This window comes from Streptomyces sp. NPDC085946, assembly GCF_044540485.1.
In the GTDB taxonomy this organism is placed as follows: domain Bacteria; phylum Actinomycetota; class Actinomycetes; order Streptomycetales; family Streptomycetaceae; genus Streptomyces.
In genome coordinates this window covers 456097-481568 of sequence record NZ_JBITSF010000002.1, presented here as the reverse complement: position 1 = coordinate 481568, position 25472 = coordinate 456097, and the positions used below count along the sequence as shown (strand labels likewise).

At 74.6% G+C, this 25472-nt stretch carries 24 protein-coding genes and 1 pseudogene; 7 read left to right on the top strand and 18 right to left on the bottom strand.

Features of this window, described 5'->3' with window-relative positions:
- Positions 1–255 precede the first annotated feature (255 nt).
- From ACIF8T_RS07820 to ACIF8T_RS07800, 5 genes are all read right to left on the bottom strand, one after another.
- Positions 256–1326 (bottom strand): aspartate-semialdehyde dehydrogenase, encoded by a 1071-nt coding sequence (locus tag ACIF8T_RS07820; protein ID WP_400032286.1) that lies wholly within the window; start codon positions 1324–1326, stop codon positions 256–258.
- The gene (locus ACIF8T_RS07815; protein WP_400032284.1) at positions 1326–2603 is read right to left on the bottom strand and encodes an aspartate kinase; all 1278 of its coding nucleotides are present in this window, start codon (positions 2601–2603) and stop codon (positions 1326–1328) included. The genes ACIF8T_RS07820 and ACIF8T_RS07815 overlap by 1 nt, the downstream gene beginning before the upstream one ends.
- A 213-nt stretch (positions 2604–2816) precedes the next feature.
- On the bottom strand, positions 2817–3476 hold the full coding sequence (locus ACIF8T_RS07810; protein WP_400032282.1) for a DUF5063 domain-containing protein: 660 nt from the start codon (positions 3474–3476) through the stop codon (positions 2817–2819).
- Positions 3469–4068 (bottom strand): recombination mediator RecR, encoded by a 600-nt coding sequence (gene recR / locus ACIF8T_RS07805; RefSeq protein ID WP_400032280.1) that lies wholly within the window; start codon positions 4066–4068, stop codon positions 3469–3471. Before recR ends, ACIF8T_RS07810 begins: the two co-directional genes overlap by 8 nt.
- Positions 4069–4126: 58 nt before the next feature.
- The gene (locus tag ACIF8T_RS07800; RefSeq protein WP_400032278.1) at positions 4127–4468 is read right to left on the bottom strand and encodes a YbaB/EbfC family nucleoid-associated protein; all 342 of its coding nucleotides are present in this window, start codon (positions 4466–4468) and stop codon (positions 4127–4129) included.
- A 287-nt stretch (positions 4469–4755) separates the two neighbouring features.
- Between ACIF8T_RS07800 and ACIF8T_RS07795 the strand changes: the two genes are divergently transcribed.
- A complete protein-coding gene (locus ACIF8T_RS07795; RefSeq protein WP_400032276.1) occupies positions 4756–5505 on the top strand; it encodes an SLATT domain-containing protein in 750 nt (249 codons plus the stop codon).
- 44 nt (positions 5506–5549) lie between these two features.
- On the opposite strand, the gene ACIF8T_RS07790 is transcribed toward ACIF8T_RS07795, so the two are convergent.
- The 5 genes from ACIF8T_RS07790 to ACIF8T_RS07770 form a co-directional block, all read right to left on the bottom strand.
- Positions 5550–5981 (bottom strand): transglycosylase family protein, encoded by a 432-nt coding sequence (locus tag ACIF8T_RS07790; protein WP_400032274.1) that lies wholly within the window; start codon positions 5979–5981, stop codon positions 5550–5552.
- Positions 5982–6139: 158 nt separating this feature from the next.
- Positions 6140–7744, bottom strand: a complete 1605-nt coding sequence (locus tag ACIF8T_RS07785; RefSeq protein WP_400032272.1) for a PstS family phosphate ABC transporter substrate-binding protein — start codon at positions 7742–7744, stop codon at positions 6140–6142.
- Between the two features lie 124 nt (positions 7745–7868).
- Positions 7869–9851: a protein kinase gene (locus ACIF8T_RS07780; RefSeq protein ID WP_400032270.1), complete on the bottom strand. Its 1983-nt coding sequence runs from the start codon at positions 9849–9851 to the stop codon at positions 7869–7871.
- Positions 9852–9932: 81 nt separating this feature from the next.
- Entirely contained in the window at positions 9933–10412 is a 480-nt protein-coding gene (locus tag ACIF8T_RS07775) for a MarR family winged helix-turn-helix transcriptional regulator (RefSeq protein ID WP_400032268.1), read from the bottom strand.
- Positions 10409–11032: a DJ-1/PfpI family protein gene (locus ACIF8T_RS07770; protein ID WP_400032266.1), complete on the bottom strand. Its 624-nt coding sequence runs from the start codon at positions 11030–11032 to the stop codon at positions 10409–10411. Before ACIF8T_RS07770 ends, ACIF8T_RS07775 begins: the two co-directional genes overlap by 4 nt.
- A gap of 163 nt (positions 11033–11195) precedes the next feature.
- On the opposite strand from ACIF8T_RS07770, the gene ACIF8T_RS07765 reads away from it, so the two are divergent.
- The 3 genes from ACIF8T_RS07765 (at position 11196) to ACIF8T_RS07755 (ending at position 14145) form a co-directional block, all read left to right on the top strand.
- Positions 11196–12551 carry an aspartate aminotransferase family protein gene (locus ACIF8T_RS07765; protein ID WP_400032265.1) on the top strand — a complete coding sequence of 452 codons (1356 nt, stop codon included), beginning with the start codon at positions 11196–11198 and terminating at the stop codon, positions 12549–12551.
- Between the two features lie 105 nt (positions 12552–12656).
- Positions 12657–13364 carry a GntR family transcriptional regulator gene (locus tag ACIF8T_RS07760; RefSeq protein WP_400032263.1) on the top strand — a complete coding sequence of 236 codons (708 nt, stop codon included), beginning with the start codon at positions 12657–12659 and terminating at the stop codon, positions 13362–13364.
- 130 nt (positions 13365–13494) lie between these two features.
- Positions 13495–14145 (top strand): hypothetical protein, encoded by a 651-nt coding sequence (locus tag ACIF8T_RS07755; protein WP_400032261.1) that lies wholly within the window; start codon positions 13495–13497, stop codon positions 14143–14145.
- Positions 14146–14261: 116 nt separating this feature from the next.
- On the opposite strand, the gene ACIF8T_RS07750 is transcribed toward ACIF8T_RS07755, so the two are convergent.
- Positions 14262–15545: an adenylosuccinate synthase gene (locus tag ACIF8T_RS07750; protein WP_400032259.1), complete on the bottom strand. Its 1284-nt coding sequence runs from the start codon at positions 15543–15545 to the stop codon at positions 14262–14264.
- 194 nt (positions 15546–15739) lie between these two features.
- Between ACIF8T_RS07750 and ACIF8T_RS07745 the strand changes: the two genes are divergently transcribed.
- Both ACIF8T_RS07745 and ACIF8T_RS07740 read left to right on the top strand, forming a co-directional pair.
- Positions 15740–16600: a diacylglycerol kinase family protein gene (locus tag ACIF8T_RS07745; protein WP_400032257.1), complete on the top strand. Its 861-nt coding sequence runs from the start codon at positions 15740–15742 to the stop codon at positions 16598–16600.
- Between the two features lie 173 nt (positions 16601–16773).
- Positions 16774–17270 (top strand): annotated as a pseudogene (locus ACIF8T_RS07740) (ABC transporter permease); the annotation flags it as partial.
- A 352-nt stretch (positions 17271–17622) separates the two neighbouring features.
- On the opposite strand, the gene ACIF8T_RS07735 reads toward ACIF8T_RS07740, so the two are convergent.
- From ACIF8T_RS07735 to ACIF8T_RS07720, 4 genes are all read right to left on the bottom strand, one after another.
- Complete coding sequence (locus ACIF8T_RS07735) at positions 17623–18843, bottom strand: cytochrome P450 (protein ID WP_400032255.1); 1221 nt, start codon at positions 18841–18843, stop codon at positions 17623–17625.
- A 68-nt stretch (positions 18844–18911) separates the two neighbouring features.
- A complete protein-coding gene (locus tag ACIF8T_RS07730) occupies positions 18912–19577 on the bottom strand; it encodes a response regulator (protein ID WP_400032253.1) in 666 nt (221 codons plus the stop codon).
- Positions 19574–20914: a sensor histidine kinase gene (locus tag ACIF8T_RS07725; protein WP_400032251.1), complete on the bottom strand. Its 1341-nt coding sequence runs from the start codon at positions 20912–20914 to the stop codon at positions 19574–19576. Before ACIF8T_RS07725 ends, ACIF8T_RS07730 begins: the two co-directional genes overlap by 4 nt.
- A 143-nt stretch (positions 20915–21057) precedes the next feature.
- Positions 21058–21942: an alpha/beta hydrolase gene (locus ACIF8T_RS07720; protein WP_400032249.1), complete on the bottom strand. Its 885-nt coding sequence runs from the start codon at positions 21940–21942 to the stop codon at positions 21058–21060.
- 261 nt (positions 21943–22203) lie between these two features.
- Here ACIF8T_RS07720 and ACIF8T_RS07715 point away from each other — a divergent pair, with 261 nt between their 5' ends.
- Positions 22204–22827 carry a TetR/AcrR family transcriptional regulator gene (locus ACIF8T_RS07715; protein ID WP_400032247.1) on the top strand — a complete coding sequence of 208 codons (624 nt, stop codon included), beginning with the start codon at positions 22204–22206 and terminating at the stop codon, positions 22825–22827.
- 10 nt (positions 22828–22837) lie between these two features.
- Here the strand turns inward: ACIF8T_RS07715 and kynU are convergent, their stop codons facing one another.
- The 3 genes from kynU to ACIF8T_RS07700 all read right to left on the bottom strand — a co-directional run bounded on the left by kynU (position 22838) and on the right by ACIF8T_RS07700 (position 25421).
- Complete coding sequence (kynU, locus tag ACIF8T_RS07710; RefSeq protein WP_400032245.1) at positions 22838–24031, bottom strand: kynureninase; 1194 nt, start codon at positions 24029–24031, stop codon at positions 22838–22840.
- A complete protein-coding gene (locus ACIF8T_RS07705; RefSeq protein ID WP_400032244.1) occupies positions 24024–24863 on the bottom strand; it encodes a tryptophan 2,3-dioxygenase family protein in 840 nt (279 codons plus the stop codon). Before ACIF8T_RS07705 ends, kynU begins: the two co-directional genes overlap by 8 nt.
- A 144-nt stretch (positions 24864–25007) precedes the next feature.
- Positions 25008–25421, bottom strand: coding sequence for a DUF3151 domain-containing protein (locus ACIF8T_RS07700; RefSeq protein WP_400032242.1), 414 nt, complete (start codon positions 25419–25421; stop codon positions 25008–25010).
- Positions 25422–25472: the final 51 nt, after the last annotated feature.

Below are 25472 nucleotides of genomic sequence, written 5' to 3'. Positions count from 1 at the left end.
CATATGAACGGGCGTCCCCACGCCCGGTTCCGGACGTCCCCACGTCCGGACGACCGCGTCCCCACGCCCCCTGAAGGGGTGTCCGCAAAGACGCTCCCCGCCGTCCGCGTGGTTGCGGAGGGCGGGGAGCTAAATCCTCGGTCGCCGAGGGGGCCCGGTTCAAGTGATCCGGACCATCGACCGGCTCACATCTCTTACACAGATCCTACAAACCGGATCGGGAACACCCGGGGTATTTACGGCGCGACGAACGTCTCAGCGGAGTTCCGCCGCCACGAGCTCGGCGATCTGCACCGTGTTGAGCGCGGCGCCCTTGCGGAGGTTGTCCGCGCACGCGAAGAGTTCGAGCGCCGTCGGGTCGTCCAGCGCCCGGCGCAGCCGCCCCACCCAGGTCGGGTCGGTGCCCACCACGTCGGCGGGCGTGGGGAACTCCCCGGCCTCCGGGTCGTCGAACAGGACGACCCCCGGCGCGGTGGCCAGGATCTCGCGCGCCCCGGCGACGGTGACCTCGCCCTCGAAGCGGGCGTGCACGGTCAGCGCGTGCGCGGTGATCACCGGCACCCGCACGCAGGTCACCGCCACGGGCAGCTGCGGCAGGGAGAGGATCTTGCGGGTCTCGTCCCGTACGGTCATCTCCTCCGACGACCAGCCGTCCGCGCGGGGCGTCCCGGCCCACGGCACGACGTTCAGCGCGACCGGCTCCGGGAACGGCCCGGTGTCGTCGCCGACGGCCCGCCGCAGGTCGCCGGGGCTGGTGCCCAGCTCGGTGCCGGCGACCAGGGAGAGCTGCCGGCGCAGCGTCGCCACGCCCGCGTGCCCGGCCGCGCTCACCGCCTGGTAGGAGGAGATGACGAGCTCGCGCAGCCCGAACTCGGCGTGCAGCGCGCCCAGCGCCACGATCACCGACAGCGTCGTGCAGTGCGGGTTGGCGACGATCCCGCGCGGGCGCCTGCGCACGGCGTGCGCGTTGACCTCGGGCACGACGAGCGGCACGTCCGCGTCCAGGCGGAACGTGCCGGAGTTGTCCACCACCACCGCGCCCTGCGCGGCGGCGACCGGCGCCCACCGGGCGGCGACCTCGTCGGGCACGTCGAACAGCGCGACGTCGACCCCGGCGAGGGCCTCCTCGGAGAGCGCCGCCACCTCGATCTGCTCGCCGCGCACGGCCAGCTTGCGGCCGGCCGAGCGCGGCGAGGCGATCAGACGGATCTCGCCCCAGACGTCCGCCCGCTGGGACAGCATCTGGAGCATGACCGCGCCGACGGCTCCGGTCGCCCCCACGACCGCGAGCGCCGGCCTGCCGGTGCGCCCGGCATCTCCGGTCATCAGCGTCCGGTGCCCCCGTAGACGACGGCCTCGTCGCTGTCGGAGTCGAGCCCGAAGGCGCTGTGCACGGCGCGCACGGCCTCGGGCACGTCGTCGGCGCGGGTGACGACCGAGATGCGGATCTCGGAGGTCGAGATGAGCTCGATGTTCACGCCCGCGTCGGACAGGGCCTTGAAGAAGTCGGCCGTGACGCCCGGGTTGGTCTTCATGCCGGCGCCGACCAGGGAGATCTTGCCGATCTGGTCGTCGTAGCGCAGCGAGTCGAAGCCGATGCCGGCCTTGTTCTTCTCCAGGGCGTCGATGGCCTTGCGGCCCTCGGCCTTCGGCAGCGTGAAGGAGATGTCCGTCAGGCCCGTGGCGGCGGCGGACACGTTCTGCACGATCATGTCGATGTTGATCTCGGCGTCGGAGATCGTGCGGAAGATCGCGGCGGCCTCGCCCGGCTTGTCCGGCACGCCGACGACCGTGACCTTGGCCTCGGAGGTGTCGTGCGCGACACCGGAGATGATGGCCTGCTCCACCTGCTTGTCCCCTTGCTCGATCGGCTCGCTGCTGACCCACGTGCCCTGCAGCCCGCTGAAGGAGGAGCGGACGTGGATCGGGATGTTGTACCGGCGGGCGTACTCCACACAGCGGTGGAGCAGCACCTTGGACCCGGACGCCGCCAGTTCCAGCATGTCCTCGAAGGAGATCCAGTCGATCTTCCGGGCCTTCTTCACCACGCGCGGGTCGGCGGTGAACACGCCGTCGACGTCGGTGTAGATCTCGCACACCTCGGCGTCGAGGGCGGCCGCCAGCGCGACGGCCGTCGTGTCGGAGCCGCCGCGTCCGAGGGTGGTGATGTCCTTGGTGTCCTGGCTGACGCCCTGGAAACCGGCGACGATGGCGATGTTGCCCTCGTCCAGCGAGTCCCGGATCCGCCCCGGCGTGACGTCGATGATCCGGGCTTTGTTGTGGACCGAGTCGGTGATGACACCTGCCTGGCTGCCGGTGAACGACTGGGCCGAGTGGCCCAGGTTCTTGATCGCCATGGCCAGCAGGGCCATGGAGATCCGCTCTCCGGCGGTCAACAGCATGTCGAGCTCGCGCCCGGCAGGAATCGGGGAAACCTGCTCGGCGAGATCGATCAGCTCGTCCGTCGTGTCGCCCATCGCGGAAACCACGGCGACCACCTGGTGGCCGTTCTTCTTGGCTTCCACGATCCGCTTGGCGACGCGCTTGATGCCCTCGGCATCGGCTACGGAGGAGCCTCCGTACTTCTGCACGACAAGGCCCACGTGCGCTCCTCGCTCCGTTTGTGTTCTTTCCGCATATACGCCGGTGTACTGCGGGTCGGTTCAGTCTATCGAGCGTCCGAAAACCACTTCCGCGATATCGCATGCTGAGATGTCCGGGCGGCTCGTCCGGAGCTGTTCCTGCCCAGACGCCCGCGGGCCACGCGGAAAGTGCCCCGGGTCACAGCGCGCGCCGGGGCGCACGGCACGCGCACGCTACGGCGTGGGCCGCAGTCCGAGCGGTCCCGCGATCTCCCGGGCCATCACGCGGCCCGCCTCGAACTCCAGCGTGTCGTCGCCCAGGCCCTGGTCGGTGTCGAGGCCGTCGAGTTCCTCCAGGGGCTGGTTGAGGCGGACGTGGGCGACCACCGACTGCAGGGCGCGCAGGGTCGCCGAGGCCGTCGAGCCCCAGTTGGAGAAGTACGAGAACTGCCACCACCACAGGGCCTCCGTGGTGCGGCCCGCGCGGTAGTGGGCCATGCCGTGGCGCAGGTCGGCGATGACGTCGGCCAGGTCGTCGGAGATCCGGGCCGGCACGGGCGCCTTGCGGGGCTCGTACGGGTCGAAGACCTCCGAGTAGACGTCGATCGGGTCCAGCAGGCGGGCCAGGTTCTCGCGGAGCTCGTCGACGTCCGGCTCCGGGCCCGGGTCGGGCTCGTAGCGCTCGTCCGGGACGATGTCCTCGTGGGCGCCCAGGCGGCCGCCGGCCAGGAGCAGCTGGGAGACCTCCAGGAGGAGGAAGGGGACCGCCGAGTCCGGCTCGTCGCCCCTCGCGACCTCGGTGACGGCGACCAGGAAGCTCTCGATCTGGTCCGCGATCTGGACCGCGAAGTCGTCGGGGCTCTGGTTCCTCGCGTGCAGCGTGGCGTCAGACATCTAGGAGTCGTCTCCCCTCGAAGGCGCGGCCGAGGGTCACCTCGTCCGCGTATTCCAGGTCGCCGCCCACCGGGAGGCCGCTGGCCAGGCGGGTGACCTTCAGGCCCATGGGCTTGATCATGCGGGCGAGGTACGTCGCCGTCGCCTCGCCCTCCAGATTCGGGTCCGTGGCCAGGATGAGCTCCGTGACCGTCCCGTCGGCCAACCGCGCGAGAAGTTCTCGTATCCGCAGGTCGTCGGGTCCCACCCCGTCGATGGGGCTGATCGCCCCGCCGAGGACGTGGTAGCGGCCGCGGAACTCACGGGTCCGCTCGATCGCCACGACGTCCTTGGGCTCCTCCACGACGCAGATGACCGCCGGGTCGCGCCGGGTGTCGCGGCAGATGTTGCACAGCTCCTCCTGCGCGACGTTGCCGCACACCGCGCAGAAGCGGACCTTCGCCTTGACCTCCATCAGCGCCTGCGCGAGGCGCCGTACGTCCGTCGGTTCCGCCTGCAGGATGTGGAAGGCGATCCGCTGGGCGCTCTTGGGACCGACGCCGGGCAGCCGCCCCAGCTCGTCGATCAGGTCCTGGACCACGCCTTCGTACAACGGACTTCCGTCCTTCCTGGGTTTCCTTCAGTACGTACGGTAGAGGCCCGCCGGGGTCTTAGAAAGGCAGGCCGGGGAAGCCGCCGCCGCCCAGCCCCTGGGCGAGCGGTCCGAGCTTCTGCTGCTGGAGGTTCCGGGCGTTCTCGTTGGCCGCCTGCACGGCCGCCACGACCAGGTCGGCGAGGGTCTCGGTGTCCTCCGGGTCCACCGCCTCGGGGGCGATGCGCAGTCCGCGCAGTTCGCCGGCGCCCGTGACGGTGGCCTGCACCAGACCTCCGCCCGCCTGGCCCTCGACCTCCGTCTGCGCCAGTTCCTCCTGCGCCTTCTGCAGGTCCTGCTGCATCTTCTGGGCCTGCTGGAGCAGCTGCTGCATGTTGGGCTGGCCACCACCGGGGATCACGATCAGCTCCTGTGTCGTACGGCTGTCCGGGCGGGCCTTTCCCGCCTGGCACGAGCCTACGTGGTCCAGGCAGCCCCCGCCCCGGCACTCTTTCGGGTGAGTCGCCCTCGCGCCCCCGCCTGATCACCGCATCCGTCCGGACGGAAAAGAGGCGAAACCTTCCCCTTCGCCACCCATTGGGCGGTAGGAAGTATCCGGCGCGTCAGCGTGACCGGCGGTGTCCGACGTCACGCGCGTCATCAGTCGTGGTCGGTCGTGGTCAGGCGTGGCCAGTAGGGAGTGCCGGGGTGGGTCAGCCGGAGATGCAGCCCGAGGGGCCGCCTCAGGACGGGCGGGGCGAGGGGGCGACCGGGCTGCGGCCGGGAGATCTGACCGGGCGGGCGTTCCCGCTCGGGGACTGGGGCGAGCCGGCGGCCCGGCTGGACGAGCTGTACCGGTGGGTGGAGCGCGGGGCGCTCGACACGGTCGCCTGGTACCTCGCGGACCGGGTCTGGAGGCGGCGGGCGGCGTGCTCGCTGCGCGGCGGGGCGGCGCTCGGGGCGGTCGCCGGGGCCGCGCTGCCCCTGCTGGACATGACGGGGGTGGTCGGCGGGGTCGCGCCCTGGGGGTACCTGGCGCTGCTGCTGGCCGTGGCGTGCGTGGCCGCGGACCGGTTCTTCGGGGTGACCTCCGGCTGGACGAGGGACGTGGCGACCGCGCAGGCCGTCCAGCGGCGGTTGCAGGCGCTGCAGTTCGACTGGGCGTCGGAGAGCGTCCGGGAGGTGCTGGGGCCGGCGGAGGGGACGGCGGCGGAGGCCGCCGAGCGGTGCCTGGGGGTGCTGCGGCGCTTCTCGGAGGACGTGACGGAGCTGGTGCGCGTGGAGACCGCCGACTGGATGGTGGAGTTCCGCACGGGGGGCGCGCCGCTCGGCATCCAGGCGGCGGTCGCCTCCGGGGCGGGGCGGCAGGACGGCGCCACCCTGAGCGGGCGGTTCCCCGCGCCGCCCAACGGCGCCCGCCCGAACATGCCCCGGCAGCGGCCGCCCGAGCCCCGCTGACGGGGTCGCGCGGCCGGGCGCGGGGCCTGGGTCCGCCGGCAGGGTCACCGGGCGGGGCCGAACAGCGCGTGCAGCGCGGTCAGGACGCCCTGTCCGGCGGGGGCCGGCGTCCCGGCCGGGGGGTAGGGCACGGCGTGGTCGCTGCCGAGGCCCGCCCGGGGGCCGCAGACCGGCCAGGCCCTCTCGCCCTGGCCGGCGAGCACCTTCTCGCCGATGAGGATCTGCTCCTTCTTGGTCGCCCGGTGGGCGTACGGGGCGTACTCCTCGCCGCCGTAGGCGCGCCAGGTGGAGGCGGTGAACTGCAGGCCGCCGTAGTGGCCGTTGCCGGTGTCGAGGCTCCAGTCGCCGCCGCTCTCGCACTGGGCGACCTTGTCCCAGGTGGCGACGGAGGCGGCGGAGGCCGCCGGTGCGGCGGTGAGCGGGAGGACGGCGGCGCAGGCGGTCAGGACGGCGGCGCGCAGAGCGGTACGGGACATGCGGACACCTCGCGGGGGAGCGACGGGCAGCGGAAAGGCGCCGCCGTGGCGGCGGCTCCCCCGGGTATCGGCAGGGCGCGGGGCGGACAGCAGCCGCTGCTGGTGTACAACCGCGGGCCGCACCCGCGGGTCCCGGGACGCCATGCCCCCGACCGGGGTCACTCCGGCCTCGGCGGCGCCTCCCCGCACAGGTCCTGCCGCTCCGCGCACGGGAGGTGGCCGTGGTCCCGGATCGCGATGCGGCTGGTGCCCTCGTCGAGGTAGGCGAGGAAGCTCCCGGCGAGCGAACCGGGGCGCGCGGCGCCGTGGGTGTAGGCGTACTCCACGCCCCGGTACGGGTACGCGCTCCCCTCCTGCTCGATCCGCCGCACGTCGCCGGCCTCCCCGGCGACGGCCACCAGGCGCAGACCGCGGCCGTCCTTCCGGTCCCCCGCGCGGGCGCGCTCCCGGGCCAGCCCGAGCTCGCTGTAGCCGAGGGCGCCGGGCTGCTCGGCGACCTTGGCCAGCACGTCCTCGGTGGAGCCGAGTTCGCAGCGGGTGACGGGCGTGCGCGCGGTGACCCGGGCGGGCGGCCGGCAGTCCAGGGAGGTCGTGGGGGCCATCTCCCACCTCTGGTCCAGCAGCCCGTTCTGCAGGATCTGCCGGGTGCCCGAGTAGGCGTCCCGGCTCACCAGGACGACGGGCAGGTCGGGCAGGTGCCGGCCCGCGCGGTTCAGGTCGCTCCAGCGGGTGACCGTGCCGTCGTAGAGGGCGTTCAGCTCCTTGCGGGACAGCCCTTGCGGGCCCAGGTCGACGTCCGCGTGGACGACCAGGGTGAAGACGGAGAGCGCGACCGGCCTGCGCCACTGCCGCAGGCCCAGGCGGTCGCCCATCGGGCCGTCCGAGAAGGCGATCACGGACCGGGCCCGTTCGGCGGACCGGGCGCCCGCGGCGGCCAGTTCCTTGACCCCGGCCTCGCTGCCGCGCGCCTCGACGGTGATGTCGGCGCCCGCGCAGTCCTTCTCGTACTCGCGGGCCAGCGTCCGCAGGACCGGGGCGAAGGCGGTCGAGCCGACCACCGTCAGCGTGCCCCGCTCGCAGCCGATCGGCGGCCGGCTGCCGTCGCGCAGCACGATGATGCCCGCGAGCACCAGGACGGAGGCGGTGAGCAGGGCCGTGAACACCCGGGCCGGCCGGCTGAACACCGGCGCCTTGTCGTCGGGGGTGGCGCTGCGGTTGGGGTGCACCTCGCCGTCCCTGAGGCCGCCGGTCAGCCGTATCGCGTCGCCCACGTCGCCGCCGGACAGCAGCACGAGCAGCTTGAAGTGGTCGCCCCGGTTCAGCGGGACGCGCGGTATGCGCAGGGTGCCGCCCTCGTAGCCGAAGCCCCGGGCCGCGGTGAAGTGGTCCATGAGGTGGTCGGCGTGCGAGGGCTGGGTGACCGAGACCCCGCGGATCGTGCGGCCGGTGAACACCGCGGTCAGGCCGTGCGCCTCGGGCCCCGTGTAGTCGTCCCGGTCGATGCCCTGCGAGCCGTCGTTCTCGACGCGCAGCAGGACGAGGGTGGCGTCGGCCATGACGGGCGCCTCGTCGAACAGTCCGAGCCGTACGTTGGCCCGGCCCGAGCGCACGTCGTCGCCGATGGGGTTGTCCATCTGCACCCGGTAGCCGATGCGTTTGCGGCGCGGCACCCGGCGCTCGTACCAGACCATCACGCCGGAGGCGGCGATGCCGAGCACCGCCGTCCCGATGGCGACGAGGTTCTCCGCGTTCAGCAGCTCCACCTGGATGCCCCCGCGACTGCCCGGTGTCCGATCGGGTGATCACCGTACGGCCGTGCCGGCGGGCGCGGTACAGGTGTGCGCCGATGTTCTCCCGCTGTTCAACCGCCCCGCACCGGCGGCCCGGTCACTGCCGGGTGTACGTCAGTTCCTCGCCGCTGCCGGTGTTCACGCGCCGGAGCGTGCCGTCCGGCAGCAGGGTGACCTCGGTGGCGCCGCCCGGTGTGCAGGCGGTGCGCGGCTGCCCGACGGTGACGCCGGACGGGCCGATCTCCAGCGGCCCGCCGCCGGCCGGGGCGGCGGCGAGCTCGGCCTCGAACACGCAGTGGTAGGTGCCGTTCGCGGTGGGCCCGTCGGCGACCAGGGACAGCACCGTGTCGCCCACCTCCCCCTGACGGAGGGTCAGCCGGCGGGTGTGCTCGCCGTCCGCGTTGTCGACGGTCGTGCTCCAGGTGCCGAGGTACGCCGCCGGGACCGCGCCGTCCGCCGGGACCGAGGCGGTCGGCCCGGCGGTCGACGGGGACGGGCCGGGCGTGGTGGGGCCGGGGGTCGTGGGCGCGCCGGTGGTGGGCGTGGTGGTGGGGTCGCCGTCGGCCCGGTCGGCGTCGCCGCCGTCCATCAGCGCGTACACCGAGCCGCCCGCGGCGAGCGCCACGACCAGCGCGATCACGACGAGCAGCGCGGTGGACCGGCCGTCGCGGCGCGGCGGCTCCTGACCCGGGCCGTAGGGCGCGGCCGGGCCGAAGGACGGCGGTCCGTACGGCGGGGTGGGGCCGGCGCCGCCGTACGGAGCGGCCGGGTACCGAGGGGCGTCGGGATACCCGTGGCCGGGCGGCTGCGGGTGCTGCTGGGGCACGCCGTACGACGGGGCCGGGCCCGGCGGGGGTGTGCCCGGGGCCGGTCCGGCGGCCAGGGTGGGCAGGTGGTCGAGCGGCACGCCGTCACCCGGGCGGCCCGGGGTGCCGGGGACCGGTGCGGCGGGGGGCGCGGCCGGGGCCGGAGGGAGGGCGGGGCCCGGCGCGGAGTCGGCGGCCGGGGCGTGCTCGGGGGTGGCCGCGGGGGCCGGCCGGACGGCCGGGCCGAAGGCGGGGGGCTGCGGCGCCCGCCCGGGCTGCCGGTCCGAGGGGGCCCGGTCCTCCGCCCGGTCCTCCGTCCGGTCCTCCTCTCGGCCGGCGGGGGCCGGCCGCGTCTCCGGGTCCTCCGTGTCCAGCAGCCGCACGGCGTGCCGGCCCAGCTGCGCCACCAGCGCGCCGGGCAGCCAGGGGTCGCGGGAGCGGCCGTCGGCGACCGTGTCGTCCGCGCCCGTGCGCTCCAGGATGCGGCCGAGGGCGGGCCGGGCGGCCGGGTCCTTGCGCAGGCAGGCGCGCACCAGGTCGGCGATGCCCTCGGGGACGCCCTCCAGGTCGGGCTCCTCCTGCGCGATGCGGAACATCAGGGCGTGCACGCCGCTGTCGGCGGTGCCGAAGGGCAGTCTGCCGGTCGCGGCGTACGCGAGGACCGAGCCGAGGCAGAAGACGTCGCAGGCGGGCGTGATCCGGTCGCCGCGCACCTGCTCGGGGGCCATGAAGCCGGGCGACCCGACGAGCGCGCCGGTGCGGGTCAGCCCGTCGCCGGCGACGGTCTCCAGGGCCCGCGCGATGCCGAAGTCGATGACGCGGGGGCCGTCGATGGTCACCAGCACGTTGGACGGCTTCAGGTCGCGGTGCACGATGCCGGCGGCGTGGACGTCCTTCAGCGCGTGCGCGAGCCCGGCCGCGAGGATGCGCACCGAGCGTTCGGGCAGCGCCCCGTGGTCGGAGCCGACGACCTGCTGGAGGCTGGGCCCGGCGACGTATCCGGTGGCGACCCAGGGGACGGCGGCCTCGGTGTCCGCGTCCAGCACCGGCGCCGTCCAGTGCCCGCCGACCCGCCGCGCGGCCCGCACCTCCTGCCGGAACCGCGCCCGGAACTCCTCCTGCCGCGCCAGCTCCTCGCGCACCAGCTTCACGGCGACGGTGCGCCCCCGGTCCGACCGGGCCAGGTAGACGTACCCCATGCCTCCCGCGCCGAGCCGCGCCAGCAGCCGGTACGCGCCGATCCGGTGCGGATCCCCGGGCCCCAGCATCTCCATGGCCGCGCCCCTCCCCCGTTACGCGCCTGTGCGACAGACCGAGAATAGTGCCGGGTCAGCGGGGCGGGGCCGGGGCCGTCTCTACGGTTCCGTAACGGCCCGTACCGGTACGGAGACGGGCGGGCCGAGCTCGTCGAGCACCGCCGACAGCCGTTCCAGGACGTGCACCGCCCGCGCCAGCTCGGCCTCGCCGCAGGCCTTCGCCAGCCGGTCGGCGAAGGCCGCGTGGCCGGGGTCGATGCGGGAGACGGCCGCGCGGCCCTCCTCGGTCGGGGCGAGGAGCTTGGCCCGGCGGTGGGCGGGGTTGGGCCGGTACTCGGCCAGGCCGCGCTCCACCAGCAGGTCGGCGACGCGCTGCACGCTCTGCCGGGTGATGCCCATGGCCCGGGCTATGCCGGAGACGGGCAGCGGCTCGCGCAGGACCGCGCCGAGCACCTGCCACCAGGCGGCGGTGAGCCCGGCGGGCCGCGCCAGCTCCTCGGCCACCGCGAGGAACTGCCCGTTGAGCCGGAAGACCCCGAGGGCGCCGCGGCTGAGCAGGTCCTGGGTCTGCCGGCTCATGCCGCCCCGGCCTTCGCCAGCACGGCGTACGCCTCCGGGTCGGAGTCGTGGAACAGCCGGTACCAGGCGTCCAGCAGCTCCCCGTCGTACACCCCGAGCAGCCGGAGGACCTCGCGGGCCAGGGCGACGGGGTCGGTGGGGCCGGCGGTGACCAGGCCCCCGTCGGCGACGGCGTCGGCCTCGACGTACCGCTCGCCGCCCCGGTAGCCGGTCGCGGCCAGGTAGAAGGGGACCGCGCTCGTGTGGGCCCGGTCGTCGAGCAGGCCCTCGCGGGCCAGGCCGGCGGTGGCCCCGCAGATCGCGGCGACGGGCACGCCGGCGTCCAGGAACGCGCGGGCCTTGCGGGCGAAGGGCGCGAGGTCGTCGCCCGTGTCCCACAGGTCGGCGCCCGGCAGGATCAGCAGGGAGCTGTCCTCGGGCCGCAGGTCGTCCAGCGCGGTGCCGGGCTGGACGCGCAGGCCGCCGATGCTGGTGACCGGGGCGGCGGACGGGCCGACGGTGATGATCTCGTACCCGGCGCGGGCGAGGTGGGCGGTGGTGTGGCCCGTCTCCCAGTCGGCCAGGGTGTCGTACACGGCGAGGTGCACGGGCTTGCGGTCGCGGCCGGCGCTGGCGTTCATGGCTCCTCCTCGGGCCCGAAGCTCATGACAGCATGCTGTCACTGACGCAGCATGCTGTCAATCGAGGCGGGCCGCCGCGTTGGACAACCTGTCGCGGAAAGCCGCCCACCGCAGACAGGACGCCGATACCGCGTCCGCAGGGCGGACACCTAGGCTCGCCCGCATGACCCCTCAGCCGAATCCCCGGGCCGGCGCGGCCGTGAAGGCCGCGGACCGTGCGCACGTCTTCCACTCCTGGTCCGCCCAGGAGCTCATCGACCCGCTCGCCGTCGCCGGCGCGGAGGGGTCGTACTTCTGGGACTACGACGGCAAGCGCTACCTCGACTTCAGCAGCGGGCTCGTCTACACCAACATCGGGTACCAGCACCCGAAGGTCGTCGCCGCGATCCAGGAGCAGGCCGCGACGATGACGACCTTCGCCCCGGCCTTCGCCGTCGAGGCGCGCTCGGAGGCGGCCCGGTTGATCGCCGAGCGGACGCCCGGCGACCTGGACAAGATCTTCTTCACCAACGGCGGCGCGGACGCCGTGGAGCACGCGGTGCGGATGGCCCGGCTGCACACGGGCCGCCCGAAGGTGCTCACGGCGTACCGCTCCTACCACGGCGGCACCCAGCAGGCCGTGAACCTCACCGGCGACCCGCGCCGCTGGGCCAGCGACAGCGGCACCGCGGGCGTCGTGCACTTCTGGGCGCCCTTCCTCTACCGCTCCCGCTTCTACGCGCGGACCGAGGAGGAGGAGTGCGCGCGGGCGCTGGAGCACCTGGAGACGACGATCGCCTTCGAGGGGCCCTCGACCGTCGCCGCGATCGTCCTGGAGACGATCCCGGGGACCGCGGGGATCATGGTGCCGCCGCCGGGCTACCTGGCCGGAGTGCGGGAGATCTGCGACCGGCACGGCATCGTCTTCGTGCTCGACGAGGTCATGGCGGGCTTCGGGCGGACCGGGACGTGGTTCGCGGCGGACCTGTCCGGGGTCGTGCCGGACCTGATGACCTTCGCCAAGGGCGTCAACTCCGGTTACGTGCCGCTGGGCGGCGTCGCCATCTCCGAGGAGATCGCGCGGACCTTCGCCCGCCGCCCCTACCCGGGCGGCCTGACCTACTCCGGGCACCCGCTGGCCTGCGCCGCGGCCGTCGCCACGATCGGCGTCATGGCCGAGGAGGGCGTCGTCGAGCACGCGGCCGACCTCGGGGCCCGGGTCGTCGGGCCGGGGCTGCGCGAGCTGGCCGCGCGGCACCCGTCGGTGGGCGAGGTGCGCGGCGTCGGCATGTTCTGGGCCCTGGACCTGGTGAAGAACCGGGAGACCCGCGAGCCGCTGGTCCCGTACAACGCGGCCGGCGAGGCCAACGCCCCGATGGCCGCCTTCGCCGCCGCCGCGAAGGCGCACGGCCTGTGGCCCTTCGTGAACATGAACCGGACCCACGTCGTCCCCCCGTGCACCATCACCGAGGCCGAGGTCAAGGAGGGTCTGGCGGCGCTGGACGCGGCGCTGACGGTGGCGGACGAGCACACGGAGTGACCCCGCGCCCGGCAGGGGCGCCGAACGGGATTCGAACGCGTAAGGTGGCGTGCCCGTACACATGTACGCGCACGCCACCCGAACGCGACGAGGAGACGCCCGACCATGCCCGGCCACCGCAGCGGCGGCACCGGTGCCGTGACCCGCAGCACCCTGCGGCAGCAGATCGCCGACGCGCTCCGCGACGAGGTGCTGGCGGGGCGGCTGCAACCGGGCCAGGAGTTCACGGTCAAGGAGATCGCCGACCAGTACGGCGTCTCCGCCACCCCCGTGCGCGAGGCGCTGGTCGACCTGTCCGCGCAGGGGCTGCTCGACGCCGACCAGCACCGCGGGTTCCGCGTGCACGAGTACTCCCCCGACGACTTCCGCGGCATGATCGAGGCCCGCAGCCTGGTCATCGGCGGGATGTTCCACGCCCTCGCCGAGGGCCGGGCGCGCTCCGCGCCGCCCGGCGACCCGCAGACCGCCGCCGCGCTCGCCGGGGTGCGGCGCCGCGGCGAGGAGGCGCAGCGCGCCGCCGCCGCCGGCGACCTGACCGTCCTGATCGGCTACGACCTGAGGTTCTGGCGGGAGCTGGCCGCCCTGTTCGGCAACCCCCACCTCTCGGACTTCCTGCACCGGCTGCGCGTGCAGACCTGGGTGTGCGCGGTGCAGCACCTGCGCCGGCTGGCCGACCTGCGCGGCCGGCTGTGGGCCGGGTACACGGAGCTGGCCGACGCCCTGGCGCGGCGCGACGGCCGGGCCGCCCGCTCCCTCGTCGACGCGTACGACGCCCACTCCCTCGCCCTCATCGAAGGGCTGGCGCAGGGCTGAGGATCACCGGGAGGGGTATGGGACGGGCACGCACCGATTAACCTGCTGACCCTGCGAAGCCCGCCTTGACGAAACCACTGCCCGCGCCGTTGCCGCCGGGTTGCCGCGTCGCTGTGTGAGGAGCCCTCTTTTGGCCTGTGACCTGTGGCTGGTACCGCTCGTCGACGTGTTGTGCCACACGCCCGACAACCCGTTCGCCGAGGAACTCGCGCAATACAACAAGGTGCTCGCCGAGTCCGGGCTGCCCCCGGTGCCGGTGTACCAGTACATGCCGGGGCTGTCCGGCGAGGTGGCCCCGGTGGCCGGCTTCGACTACGACGCCCTGCACTTCCTGCGCCGCGCCTACCTGCTCCAGGTCTGCGGACTGCCCGTCACGCCCGTCGACGAACTGGGCGGCGACTACGAGCAGCTGCTGGAGATGTTCGAGTCGACGGCCCAGCAGTCCCACCTCGTCTGGCACTACGACCACGCGGGCGCCTACGTCCCCGTCGACTTCCCGCACCCGCTGGCCGACGACGACCTGATGGCGGCGGGCGGCCCGCTGGGCTCCTCCCACGCCCTGCTGCGGGAGCTGGAGTACGTCGCCCCGTCCCTGGGCATCGACCCGGCCAACCCGCCGGCCGCGCCCCGGGCCCCCCTCGCCCCGACCGAGCTGGAGGAGCCGGCCGTCCCCGCTCCCTACGACCCCAGCCCCTTCGCCCGCGAACGCCACGTCTGGCTGGGGCTGCACGCGGCGGCGACGCGGAGCCTGGCGCAGGGGTCGATGATCGTGTTCAGCTGAGCCGGTCCGCCGGGCGCGGGCACCCGCGGGCCGCCCCGCGCGCCGCGGCACCCCTCTCCACGGGTCCGCCCGCCGTCCCCCGCGGGCACGGGGGCGGCGGGCGGACCCGGGGTGCGTCAGATGAACGAGTTGATCTCGATCGTCTCGTCGCGGCCCGGGCCCACGCCGATCGCGGAGATCGGGGCGCCGGACATCTCCTCCAGCGCCTTCACGTACGCCTGGGCGTTCTTCGGCAGGTCGGCGAAGGTCTTCGCCTTGCTGATGTCCTCGTTCCAGCCCGGCAGCATCTCGTAGACGGGCTTGGCGTGGTGGAAGTCCGTCTGGGAGTACGGGAGCTCCTCGACGCGCCGGCCGTCGATCTCGTAGGCCACGCAGACCGGGATCTGCTCCCAGCCGGTGAGGACGTCGAGCTTGGTGAGGAAGAAGTCGGTCAGGCCGTTCACGCGGGTCGCGTAGCGGGCGATGACCGCGTCGAACCAGCCGCAGCGCCGGTCGCGGCCCGTGGTCACGCCCCGCTCGCCGCCGATGCGGCGCAGCGCCTCGCCGTCCTCGTCGAACAGCTCGGTCGGGAACGGACCGGCGCCGACCCGGGTCGTGTACGCCTTGAGGATGCCGATCACCCGGCTGATCTTCGTCGGGCCCACGCCCGCGCCCGTGCAGGCGCCGCCCGCGGTCGGGTTGGACGAGGTGACGAAGGGGTACGTGCCGTGGTCGATGTCCAGCAGGGTGCCCTGGCCGCCCTCGAACAGGACGACCTTGTCCTCCTCCAGCGCCTGGTTGAGCACCAGGACGGTGTCGGCGACGTACGGGCGCAGCTTCTCCGCGTAGCCCAGCAGCTCCTCGACCACCTGCTCGACGGCGATCGCACGCCGGTTGTACAGCTTGGTGAGGATCTGGTTCTTGACGTCGAGGGCCGCCTCGACCTTCTGCGTCAGGATCGACTCGTCGTACAGGTCCTGCACGCGGATGCCGACGCGGTTGATCTTGTCGGCGTAGGTCGGGCCGATGCCGCGGCCGGTGGTGCCGATCTTCCGCTTGCCGAGGAAACGCTCCGTCACCTTGTCGACCGTGACGTTGTACGGCGTGATGATGTGCGCGTTACCGCTGATCAGGAGCTTGGACGTGTCGACGCCACGCTCGTTCAGACCGCTCAGCTCGGAGAGCAGGACCGACGGGTCGACGACGACGCCGTTGCCGATGACCGGCGTGCAGCCGGGGGACAGGATTCCGGAAGGGAGCAGGTGGAGGGCGTACTTCTGGTCGCCCACGACTACCGTGTGGCCGGCGTTGTTGCCGCCCTGGTAGCGCACCACATAATCGACGGAACCACCGAGGAGGTCCGTCGCCTTTCCCTTGCCTTCGTCACCCCACTGAGCACCGAGCAGCACAAGTGCGGGCACGCGCGTACACCCCTTCCGGGCGGGGCATGTCCATGGTCAGGGGCGTACGCGGAGGGTTCCCGCCGCGTGCACCGCGACCACCGTTGGCCGCCAACCGTCGGACCGGATGCCCCGGAATAGACGAAGCCCCTGGCGCAATAGCGCAAGGGGCTCTTGCACAAAGATGCTACCCGAGGAAGCGAGGCAGGACCGAGGTGGCGACTTCCGCGACGTCCGAACAGCTGCTGGTGGTCATCGACCCGGTCGCCCGTCGGACGGACAGCGAGTCCGTACGGATCGCGAAAGACGTGCTCAGCGCGGGTGCGGCCACCAAGGTGTGCCTGCCGGACAGCCCGGAGGAGTTCGCCCGGGCGCTCGCCCGGCGGGGGTCCCGGCGGCCCGTGGTGATCGGCGACGACCGGGCCCTGATCCGCGCGGTGTCGGTGCTGCACCGGCAGCGGGAGCTGGCCGGATGTGCCCTGTCGCTGGTGCCGGTCGGGAGCGCGCAGAGCCTCGCCCGCTCGCTGGGGGTGCCGGCCGGGGCGGTGGCGGCGGCGCGGGCGGCGCTGGAGGGCGCGGAGCGGCGGCTGGACCTGCTGGTCGACGACAGCGACGGGGTGGTGCTCGGCGCGCTGCGGATCCCGCCGGTCCGGGCGGACCCGTGGCAGGCGGACCCCGAGGAGGCCCCGGCCGGTGCGGCCGGGCACCCGTGGCTGCGGACCTGCCAGTCGCTCGTCCGGACGCTGGTGCCGGCCCGGCCGTCCCGCGTGGCGTCCGCGCCGGTGGCCGGGCCGTCCCGGCTGCGGGTCGAGGTGGACGGCGAGACGCTCGTCGACCTGGACCAGCCGGTGGAGGCGGTGTCGGTGACGCCGGGCGCCGCGGGGGTGGCCGAGGTGGAGGTGCGCCCGGTGTCCGTCGGGGCGGAGGCCTCCCCACTGCTGGCGCGGGGCCGCACGGTGACCGTCTCCGGCGCCCACTTCCGCTACCGCGCGGACGCGACGGTCTCGGGCCCGGTGGGGATACGGACCTGGACGGTGCGGGAGGAGGCGCTGGGGCTGGTGCTGCCGGGGCGGTGAGGTGCGGAAGCCCTGGGGCTCCGCCCGGCGGGTCCCCGGTACGCCGCCCGCCCGGCCGCCGGCGTGTCCGGAGAGGGCCGGCCGTCCGGGCAGGGGCGCCGGTGGGCCGGTACCACGAGGCGGCCGGGGAGCCGGTGCGGAACCCGGGGCACGCCGCCGCCTCCCGGGTGTCCCTGGCGTCCGTGCTGCGCCTGCACGGCGAGGAGACCGCCGGGCCGTGCCGAGCCGGTACCGGCCCACCCGGTGGGGCGGCTGCGGTGGGCTGCGGGGCACCTGGCGGTGGCCTTCGGCGGCACGGTGCCGCTCGTGCCGCTCGTGCCGCTCGCCGGCCTCGGTCCCGCCGTGGGCCACGGCAGGCAGGCCGGGCCCGGCCTCGGGGCGTGCCCGGTGCGGTGGCCGCGGTGTGGGTGATCGGCGGGGTGGCGGTCCTGCCGTACGGGGTGGTGCCCCGGGCGGCCCGGCGGCCCGGGCGGTCGCCGGGGCGGTGCTGCCGCTCAGCCTGGTCGGACCGGCACTGGACCTCCCCCGAGCCGTCCTGAACCCCTCCCCCTTCAGCCACCTGCCGAAGCTGCCGGGCGGTGGGATGCGGTGGCCGCCCGTCCCGGTGCTGTTGGATTCGGCGGCCGTCCTCGTGGGCTGCGGACCGGCGGGGGCGCGGAGACGGGATATGAGGGCGCAGGGGGTGGGGGACGCGGCCGGGGTGGAGGATTTCGGCCGGGCGCCGGGGCCTGGTGGGGAGGCAGGGGCGAGGGCTTCGCCCGGCCCGGTGGGGAACGGCAGGCGACTCGGGCGGTGCTGGTGGGGCCGGCCGGGCGCGGGGCGTCAGGCCGGCCGGGCGGCTCGCGGCCGGGGCCGGGCCGGGCGGCCACGCCCAGGCGGGCCCGGGTGGTGAGGAAGGGCCGGGCGGGCGCGGGGCGTCAGGCCGGTCCGGGGGCCGTTCCGCGCCGGGGCAGGGGGCGGCCACAGGCCGGGCCGAACGGGCCCGGCGGCGGCCGACGGGCCCTGTCGTGTCATCCCCGCCGTCACCCCGTCGTCACGCGGAGCCCTTCCAGCCCCCGGATCACGAAGTTCGGCTTGCGCCGCGGCTCCGCCGCCAGGCTCAGGGAAGGGGCCTTCTCCAGCAGGGCCGTCATGGACGCCGCCAGTTCGATGCGGGCCAGCGGGGCGCCGATGCAGTAGTGGATGCCGGCGCTGAAGGAGATGTGTGGGTTGTCCCCGCGGGTCAGGTCGAGCCGCTCGGGCCCGGTGAACACCGCCGGGTCGTGGTTGGCGGAACCGAAGAGCAGGGCGACCTCCGAGCCGCGCGGGATCACCGTCCCGTCGATCTCGATGTCGTCCAGCACCCACCGCTCGAACAGCTGCAACGGCGTGTCGTACCGCATCAGTTCCTCCACCGCCGCCGGCACCAGCGCGTGGTCCGCGCGCAGCGCCGCCAGCTGCCCGGGGTTGCGGAACAGCGCCCACCAGCCGTTGACCGTGGCGTTCACCGTCGCCTCGTGGCCCGCGTTGAGCAGCAGCACGCAGGTCGAGATCATCTCCTGCTCGGTGAGGCGGTCGTCCTCGTCGTGGGCCGCGATCAGGCCCGAGACCAGGTCGTCCCCCGGCTCCTTGCGCCGCTCGGCGATCAGCCCGCGCAGGTACTCCGAGAACTCCACCGACGCCCTGACCGCCTTCTGCGCCGTCTCCCGCGACGGGTTCAGCTCGTACATCCCGCAGATGTCCGCCGACCAGGGGCGGAGCGGGGCCCGGTCCGCCTCCGGGACACCCAGCATCTCGGCGATCACCGCGACCGGCAGCGGCTCGGCCACGTCCGTCAGCAGGTCGCCGCCGCCCGCCGCGACCAGCCGGGACACCAGGTCGTCGGCCAGCTCCCGCACGTACGGCTTGAGCCGCTCCACCGTGCGCGGGGTGAACGCCTTCGACACCAGGCGCCTGATCCGGGTGTGGTCCGGCGGCTCCAGGTCGAGCATCCCGTGGTCGTTGAGCGTGTGGAACGGCTCGTGCTCCGGCGGCGGCGCGGTGCGGCCGAACTCCTCGTGCGTGAACCGGTGCTGGTACGTCCGGCCCAGACGCCGGTCGCGCAGCAGCGCCGAGACGTCCGCGTGGTGCGGCACGAGCCACTGGCGGGTGGGCTCGAACCAGTGCACCCGGCCCCGGGCGCGCAGCTCGGCGTAGGCGGGGTAGGGGTCGGCGAGGAACGCCGGGTCCCACGGGTCGAACGCGAGGACGGAAGGGGCTGCCATGGACGGACGGTAGCCCGGTGGTCCCCCGTCTGACCAGGGGTGACCGGCCGGCCGGGCCGGTCCGCGCCTCAGCCCGGCGTCACCAGCCGTGCCTCGTACGCGAACACCGCCGCCTGCGTGCGGTCCCGCAGGCCCAGCTTCACCAGGATCCGGCTCACATGCGTCTTGATCGTCGACTCGGCGACCACCAGCCGCTCGGCGATCTCCGCGTTCGACAGGCCCTGCGCGATCAGCACCAGCACCTCCGTCTCCCGCTCGGTCAGGTCGCCGTACGCCGCCCGCGCGGAGGGCATCGGGCGCGGGCCGCCGGAGATCTTGGAGAACTCCGTGATCAGACGCCTGGTCACGGACGGCGCGAGCAGGGCCTCCCCCGAGGCCACCACCCGTACCCCCTCGGCGAGCCGGCGTGCCGAGGCGTCCTTCAGCAGGAAGCCGGAGGCACCCGCCCGCAGCGCCTGGTACACGTACTCGTCGAGGTCGAAGGTGGTGAGCACCAGCACCTTCGCCGTGCCGTCGGCGGCGACGATCTCCCGGGTCGCCTCGATGCCGTTCAGCTCGGGCATGCGGATGTCCATCAGGACGACGTCCGGGGCGAGTTCGCGGACCTTGGCGACGGCCTCCCGGCCGTTGACGGCCTCGCCGACGACCTCGATGTCCGGCATCGCGTTCAGCAGGACGGAGAAGCCCTCGCGGACCATCATCTGGTCGTCCGCGATCAGGACCCGGATGGTCATGCCGCACCCTCGCTCACCGCCGCGACCGGCAGGAACACGGTCACCTCGTACCCGCCGTCGTCCGCCGGGCCCGCCGTCATCACGCCGTCGAGCATGGAGACCCGCTCCCGCATGCCGGTGATGCCGTGCCCGGCACCGGGCGAGGGCTTCACCAGCGACGGCTCGGGCGGCGGGCCGTTGACTATGCGCAGGCCCAGACCGCCCAGGACGTAGCCGATCTCGACGCGGGCGCTCGCGCCGGGCGCGTGGCGCAGGGTGTTGCTCAGCGCCTCCTGCACGATCCGGTACGCCGACAGCTCCACGCCCTGCGGCAGTTCGCGCACCGCGCCGGTCACCACCTTCTCGACGGCGAGGCCGGCGTCCCGCACGTTGTCGAGCAGGCCGTCCAGGTCGGCGAGGGTGGGCTGCGGGGCGTCCGGCGCCTCGTAGTCCTCGGCGCGCACCACGCCCAGCACGCGGCGCAGTTCGGTCAGGGCCGCCACCGCGTTCTCCCGGATGGTGGCGAACGCCTTCTCCAGCTCCGGCGGCGGGTTCTCCACCCGGTAGGGCGCGGCCTCCGCCTGGATGGCGACCACCGACATGTGGTGGGCGACGACGTCGTGCAGCTCGCGGGCGATCGTCGTGCGCTCCTCCAGCAGCGTGCGGCGGGAGCGCTCCCGCGCGGTCACCGTCTGCTGGGCGGTGACCTCCTGCCGGGCGTCGCGGCGGATGTGCCGGAGGGCCACGCAGAGCAGGATCAGCGCGGAGACGACCAGCATGGGGGCGGTGTTGGTGCCGTAGTAGTGACCGGAGCCGAACGCCGCCTCCGCCAGGAGGCCGTAGGCCGCGGTCACCACCCACATGTGCGCGGCGGTCCGCGGCCGGGTCCGCAGGGCCACGACGGTCAGCACCGCCAGGTGGCAGGCGAAGCTGCCGGGCCGCCACGGCCAGTCGTCCCACTCGCTGCCGAAGAGGGCGGCGACCGGGGTGGCGGCCATGGACAGCCAGAAGGCCCCGACCGGCCGGACCAGGGTCAGCAGGACGGGGAGCGCCCCGACCGGGCCGATCAGGAGAAGGCCCGCCCCCGTGTCGATGCCGGAGATCATCAGGGTGAGCAGGGCCACCACGGCGATCACCGCGTGCGGTGTCCAGGCGGCGTACTCCCGCAGCCGGCCGGGCAGCCGCCCGGTGAGCGGGCCGTCGACGCGCATGCGCGGCAGCGGGCGGTAGGCGAAGGCGTCGTGGAGCAGGTCCTGCCGCAGCCCGCGCAGGGCGTCCGCGGCCAGCCGGAACTCGGGGCTGCGCGGCTTGTCCCCGTGCCCCGGGGGCATCACGTGCGTCTGGGTCGTCTCGGTCACGTACCAAACGGTAGGGGCAGGCCCGTACCGGAGGCGTCCCCTGTGAGAGGGGTCCTGCGGCATCCCTCTCAGGTACTACGGGCGGGCGCGTACCACCGGCGGGCGCGGTGGTCCCACGGGTCCGCCGCCCCCGGCCCCCCGCCTCACCACGCCAGCTGCGCGATCTCCTCCCCCACCACCGCGCACGCGTCCGCCGCCGGATCGACGAGGGGGAAGTGGCCGACGTCCTCCAGCAGCGTCAGCCCCACCACCTCGCCCGCCCTCGCCGCCGCGTCCGCGTACGACTCGGCCACCGCCTGCGGGACGACGAGGTCGGCGCGGCCCTGGACGAGGGTGGTCGCGATGCCGGTGGGCAGCAGGAGCGCCGGGTCGGCGTACGGCCGCCGCTCGGCGAACGGCTCGTCGCCGCCGAGCAGCTGCCGTACCGCTCCCCCGCACACGTCCAGCTTGTCGGCGACCGCGAGGTCGGCGATCGGGGCGAGGGCGACCACGCCGCGCAGCGGCGCCGGGCGGTCGGTGCGCCAGAGGGCGTCGGCGGGCAGCAGGTGCCGGGCGGCGGCCCACAGCGCCAGGTGGCCGCCGGCGGAGTGGCCGGTGACGACCGTGCGGCGCGGGTCGGCCTGCGGCAGCGCGTCCCGGACCAGGGCGGGCAGCGCGTCCAGCGCGGCGGCGACGTCGTCGAGGACGTCCGGCCACCGGCCCGCGACCGCGCCGCCGTCCCCCGCACCGCGCCCGGCCTCGTCACCCGCCCCGCGCCGGTACTCCACGTTGGCCACCGCGAAGCCCCGGCGGGCCAGGAAGTCCGCGAAGGGGCTGGTGTGCCGGCGGTCGTAGGGGGCGCGCCAGGCACCGCCGTGCAGGACGACGACCAGCGGGGCCGGTCCGTCCCCCTGGCGCGGGGCGTGGAGGTCGATCACCTGGTCGGGGTGGTCGCCGTAGGCCACGGTGGTGCCGGGGGCGACGGGCGGGTGCGAGAAGAGCGACTTCTCCTCGGCGGCGGCCCGGATTGCTGCGGCGTCGTCCGTCATGCTCCAACCTCTCAGCGATGAAACGTATGGCGGCGGACCAGGGGAGTATGCGGCCGTCGGCGGGACGGTACCAGGCGGGTGACGTGCGTGGACACGGGGACGTGACGCTCGGTGAAGAGGCAAACGGTTCGGCCGTTCCGTTACGCTGGCCTCCCGCCCCGGCCCGGCCGCGCCGGCCGCCCGGGACCCCCGGCGCCCCTCGCCACCGCCCGCCGGCACCGTGCGCCCGCCCGCCGGACCGCCCCCGCCAAGGAGGCCGCCATGCCCGCCGAACCCGGCACCCTGCGCCCCGGAGGACGTACCGCGCGCGTCCGGGCGGCCGTCCTGCGGGCCGCCGGTGACGTGCTGGCCGAGCAGGGCTTCGCCCACCTCGACCTCGCGGACGTCGCCCGGCGGGCGAAGGTCGGCAAGACGACCGTGTACCGGCGCTGGGGCTCGGTGACGGGCCTGGTGGCCGACCTGCTCCAGGACATGGCCGAGCAGTCGCTGCCCCGCACGGAGACCGGTTCGGTCCTCGGCGACCTGCGCGCCAACGCCTCACTGGTCCAGCGCACCCTCGCCGACCCCCGGCAGGGCGCCCTGTTCCGCGCGGTGATCGCCGCGGCGGCCTGCGACGCGCGGACGGCACAGGCCCTGCGCCGGTTCTACGACGTCCGGGTCGCCGAGTGGGCGCCCTGCGTGGAGCGGGGGGTGGCGCGCGGCGAGCTGCCGGCCGGGACCGACGCGGCGGCGGTGGTGCGGGCCGTGTCGGCACCGCTGTACTACGCCCTGCTGACCACCGGCACGCCGCCCGACCCGGCCGCCGCCGACCGCGCGGCCCGCGCCGCGTTCGCCGCCGCGTCGGCGGGGGTGTACGTCACCGGGGCGCCGTCCACCCCCGGCTGACCCGTCCCGGCTACCCCGCCCCCGCCAGCACCTCCGCCAGCACCCGCGCCGCCCGCTCCACCTCCGCGAACCCCACGTACAGCGGCGTGAAGCCGAACCGCAGCACGTCGGGCGCGCGGAAGTCGCCGACCACGCCCCGCTCGACCAGCCGCGCCATCACCGGGCCCGCGTCCGCGCAGCGCAGCGCGACCTGGCTGCCCCGCTCGGCGTGCGCCGACGGCGTCAGGCACTCGACCCGGCCCGCGGACACGTACTCCGCCACGCACTCCAGGAAGAAGTCCGTCAGCGCCAGGGACTTGGCCCGCACCGCCTCGACCGACACCCCGTCCCAGACCTCCAGGGCCGCCTCCAGGGCGAGCATGGAGAGGATGTCCGGGGTGCCGACCCGGCCGCGCAGGGCCCCGGGGGCCGGCCGGTAGTCGGCGCGCATGCCGAACGGCTCCGCGTGGGAGTTCCAGCCGGGCAGCGGGGAGTCGAAGCGGTCCTGCAGCTCACGGCGCACGTAGAGGTACGCCGGGGCGCCGGGGCCGCCGTTGAGGTACTTGTACGTGCAGCCGACCGCCAGGTCGACGCCGTGCTCGTCGAGCCCGACCGGCAGCGCGCCCGCGCTGTGGCACAGGTCCCACACCGCGTACGCGCCCGCCGCGTGCACCGCCGCCGTCAGGCCGGGCAGGTCGTGCAGCCGGCCCGTGCGGTAGTCGACGTGGTTGAGCAGGACGGCGGCCGTGCGGTCGCCCAGGACGCCGGGCACCTCGGCGGGCGCCACGGGCCGCAGCGTGCGACCGGTCAGCCGGGCCGCCGACTCGGCGATGTAGCCGTCCGTCGGGAAGGTCGTCGCGTCCACCACGATCTCGTCGCGTCCGGGCCCGGCCAGCCGCACCGCCCCGACCAGCGCCTTGAAGACGTTGACACTGGTCGAGTCGCCGACGACGACCTGCCCGCGCGCCGCCCCGACGAGCGGGGCGATCCGGTCGCCGATCCGCTCGGGCGCGGTCCACCAGCCGCTCTCCTCCCAGGACCGGATGCGCAGTTCGCCCCACTGGCGGGCGACGACGTCCGCGATCCGGCCGGGCACCGCGGCCGGCAGCGCGCCCAGCGAGTTGCCGTCGAGGTACACCACCTCGTCGAGGACGAACTCGGCGCGCTTGGCGGCCAGTTCGTCGACCGCGTCCAGCTCCTCGGCCCTGCTCGCCAGTTCAGACATGGGACCGCGCCGTCCACAGCTCGGGGAACACGTTCTTCTGCGCCCGCTTCTCCAGCCAGGCCACCCCGGCGGAGCCGCCCGTGCCGGTCTTGGCGCCCATGGCGCGGCGGGTGGCGACCAGGTGGTCGTTGCGCCAGCGCCACACCAGCTCGGCGACGTCGGTCAGCGCCTCGCCCAGCCGGGTCAGCTCGGCGTTCTGGTCGCCCTCGTAGACGGCCGTCCAGGCCGCCTCCACCTCCGGCGACGGCTCGTAGCGCCGCGACACGTCCCGCCGCAGCACCGCCTCGGGGATGTCGTACCCGCGCCGTGCCAGCAGCCGGACCACCTCGTCGTACAGGCTCGGCTCGTGCAGGGCCTTCTCCAGCTCGGCGTGCACGCGCGGCGCGCCCCGGTGCGGGACGAGCATGGACGCGGACTTCTCGCCGAGCAGGAACTCCAGGCGGCGGTACATCGCCGACTGGAAGCCGGAGCCCTCGCCGAGGGCGCCGCGGTACGCGTTGAACTGGGCCGGGGTGAGCTGGCCCAGCGGCTTCCAGGAGGCGTTCAGCGCCTCCAGCTCCCGTACGGACCGTTTCAGCGCGGCGGTCGCGGTGGGGACGTCGTCGCGGCGCAGCGCCTGCGCGGCGGTCTCCCACTCGTGGACGATGACGGTGAACCACAGCTCCATCACCTGGGTGGTGACCAGGAAGACCATCTCTCCGGGATCGTCGGAGAGCGGCTGCTGGAGGTGGGTGAGCACGTCCGCCTTGACGTAGTCCTCGTACGGCGTCGTGCCCTGGAAATCGAGATGCGGGGTCTCGGGCTCCTGCGGTGCGTGAGCCTCATGGGACATCGCTGTCTCCTGTTGTGCACTCCGGGTAGCGGTCCGCCCTGCCGTTACCGGCACGGGGCCCCGGTCCCCACCCCGCATCCTGCGCAAAACCGCCGGTCACCGCAAGGCCCGCCCGGTCACGGGCGGGCCCGACGGGTGACACGGTCAGCCGAGGACCTGGGCGGCCGTCGGCGAGGAGTCCTTCAGGAACTGGGTGCAGCGCTCGTCCTCCTCCTGCTCGCCGATGGCGCGGGCGGCGCGGGCGAGGGCGTGCAGGGCGCGCAGGAAGCCCCGGTTCGGCTCGTGCTCCCAGGGCACCGGGCCGTGCCCCTTCCAGCCGTTGCGGCGCAGCGCGTCCAGCCCGCGGTGGTAGCCCGTACGGGCGTACGCGTACGACTCCACGGCCGCGCCCCGCTCGAAGGCCTCGTCGGCGAGCTGGGCCCAGGCCAGCGAGGAGGACGGGTAGCGGGCGGCGACCTCGGCGGGCGTCGTGCCGGAGGCGAGCAGCTCGCGCGGTCCCGGGTCGTCGGGGAGGTGCGTCGGGGGCGGGCCCCCGAGGAGGTTCTCGTGAATGGACATGAGCCCAGTATCGCCGGACGCGGAAGCGCCCGTCCGCACCGGCGGCGGTGC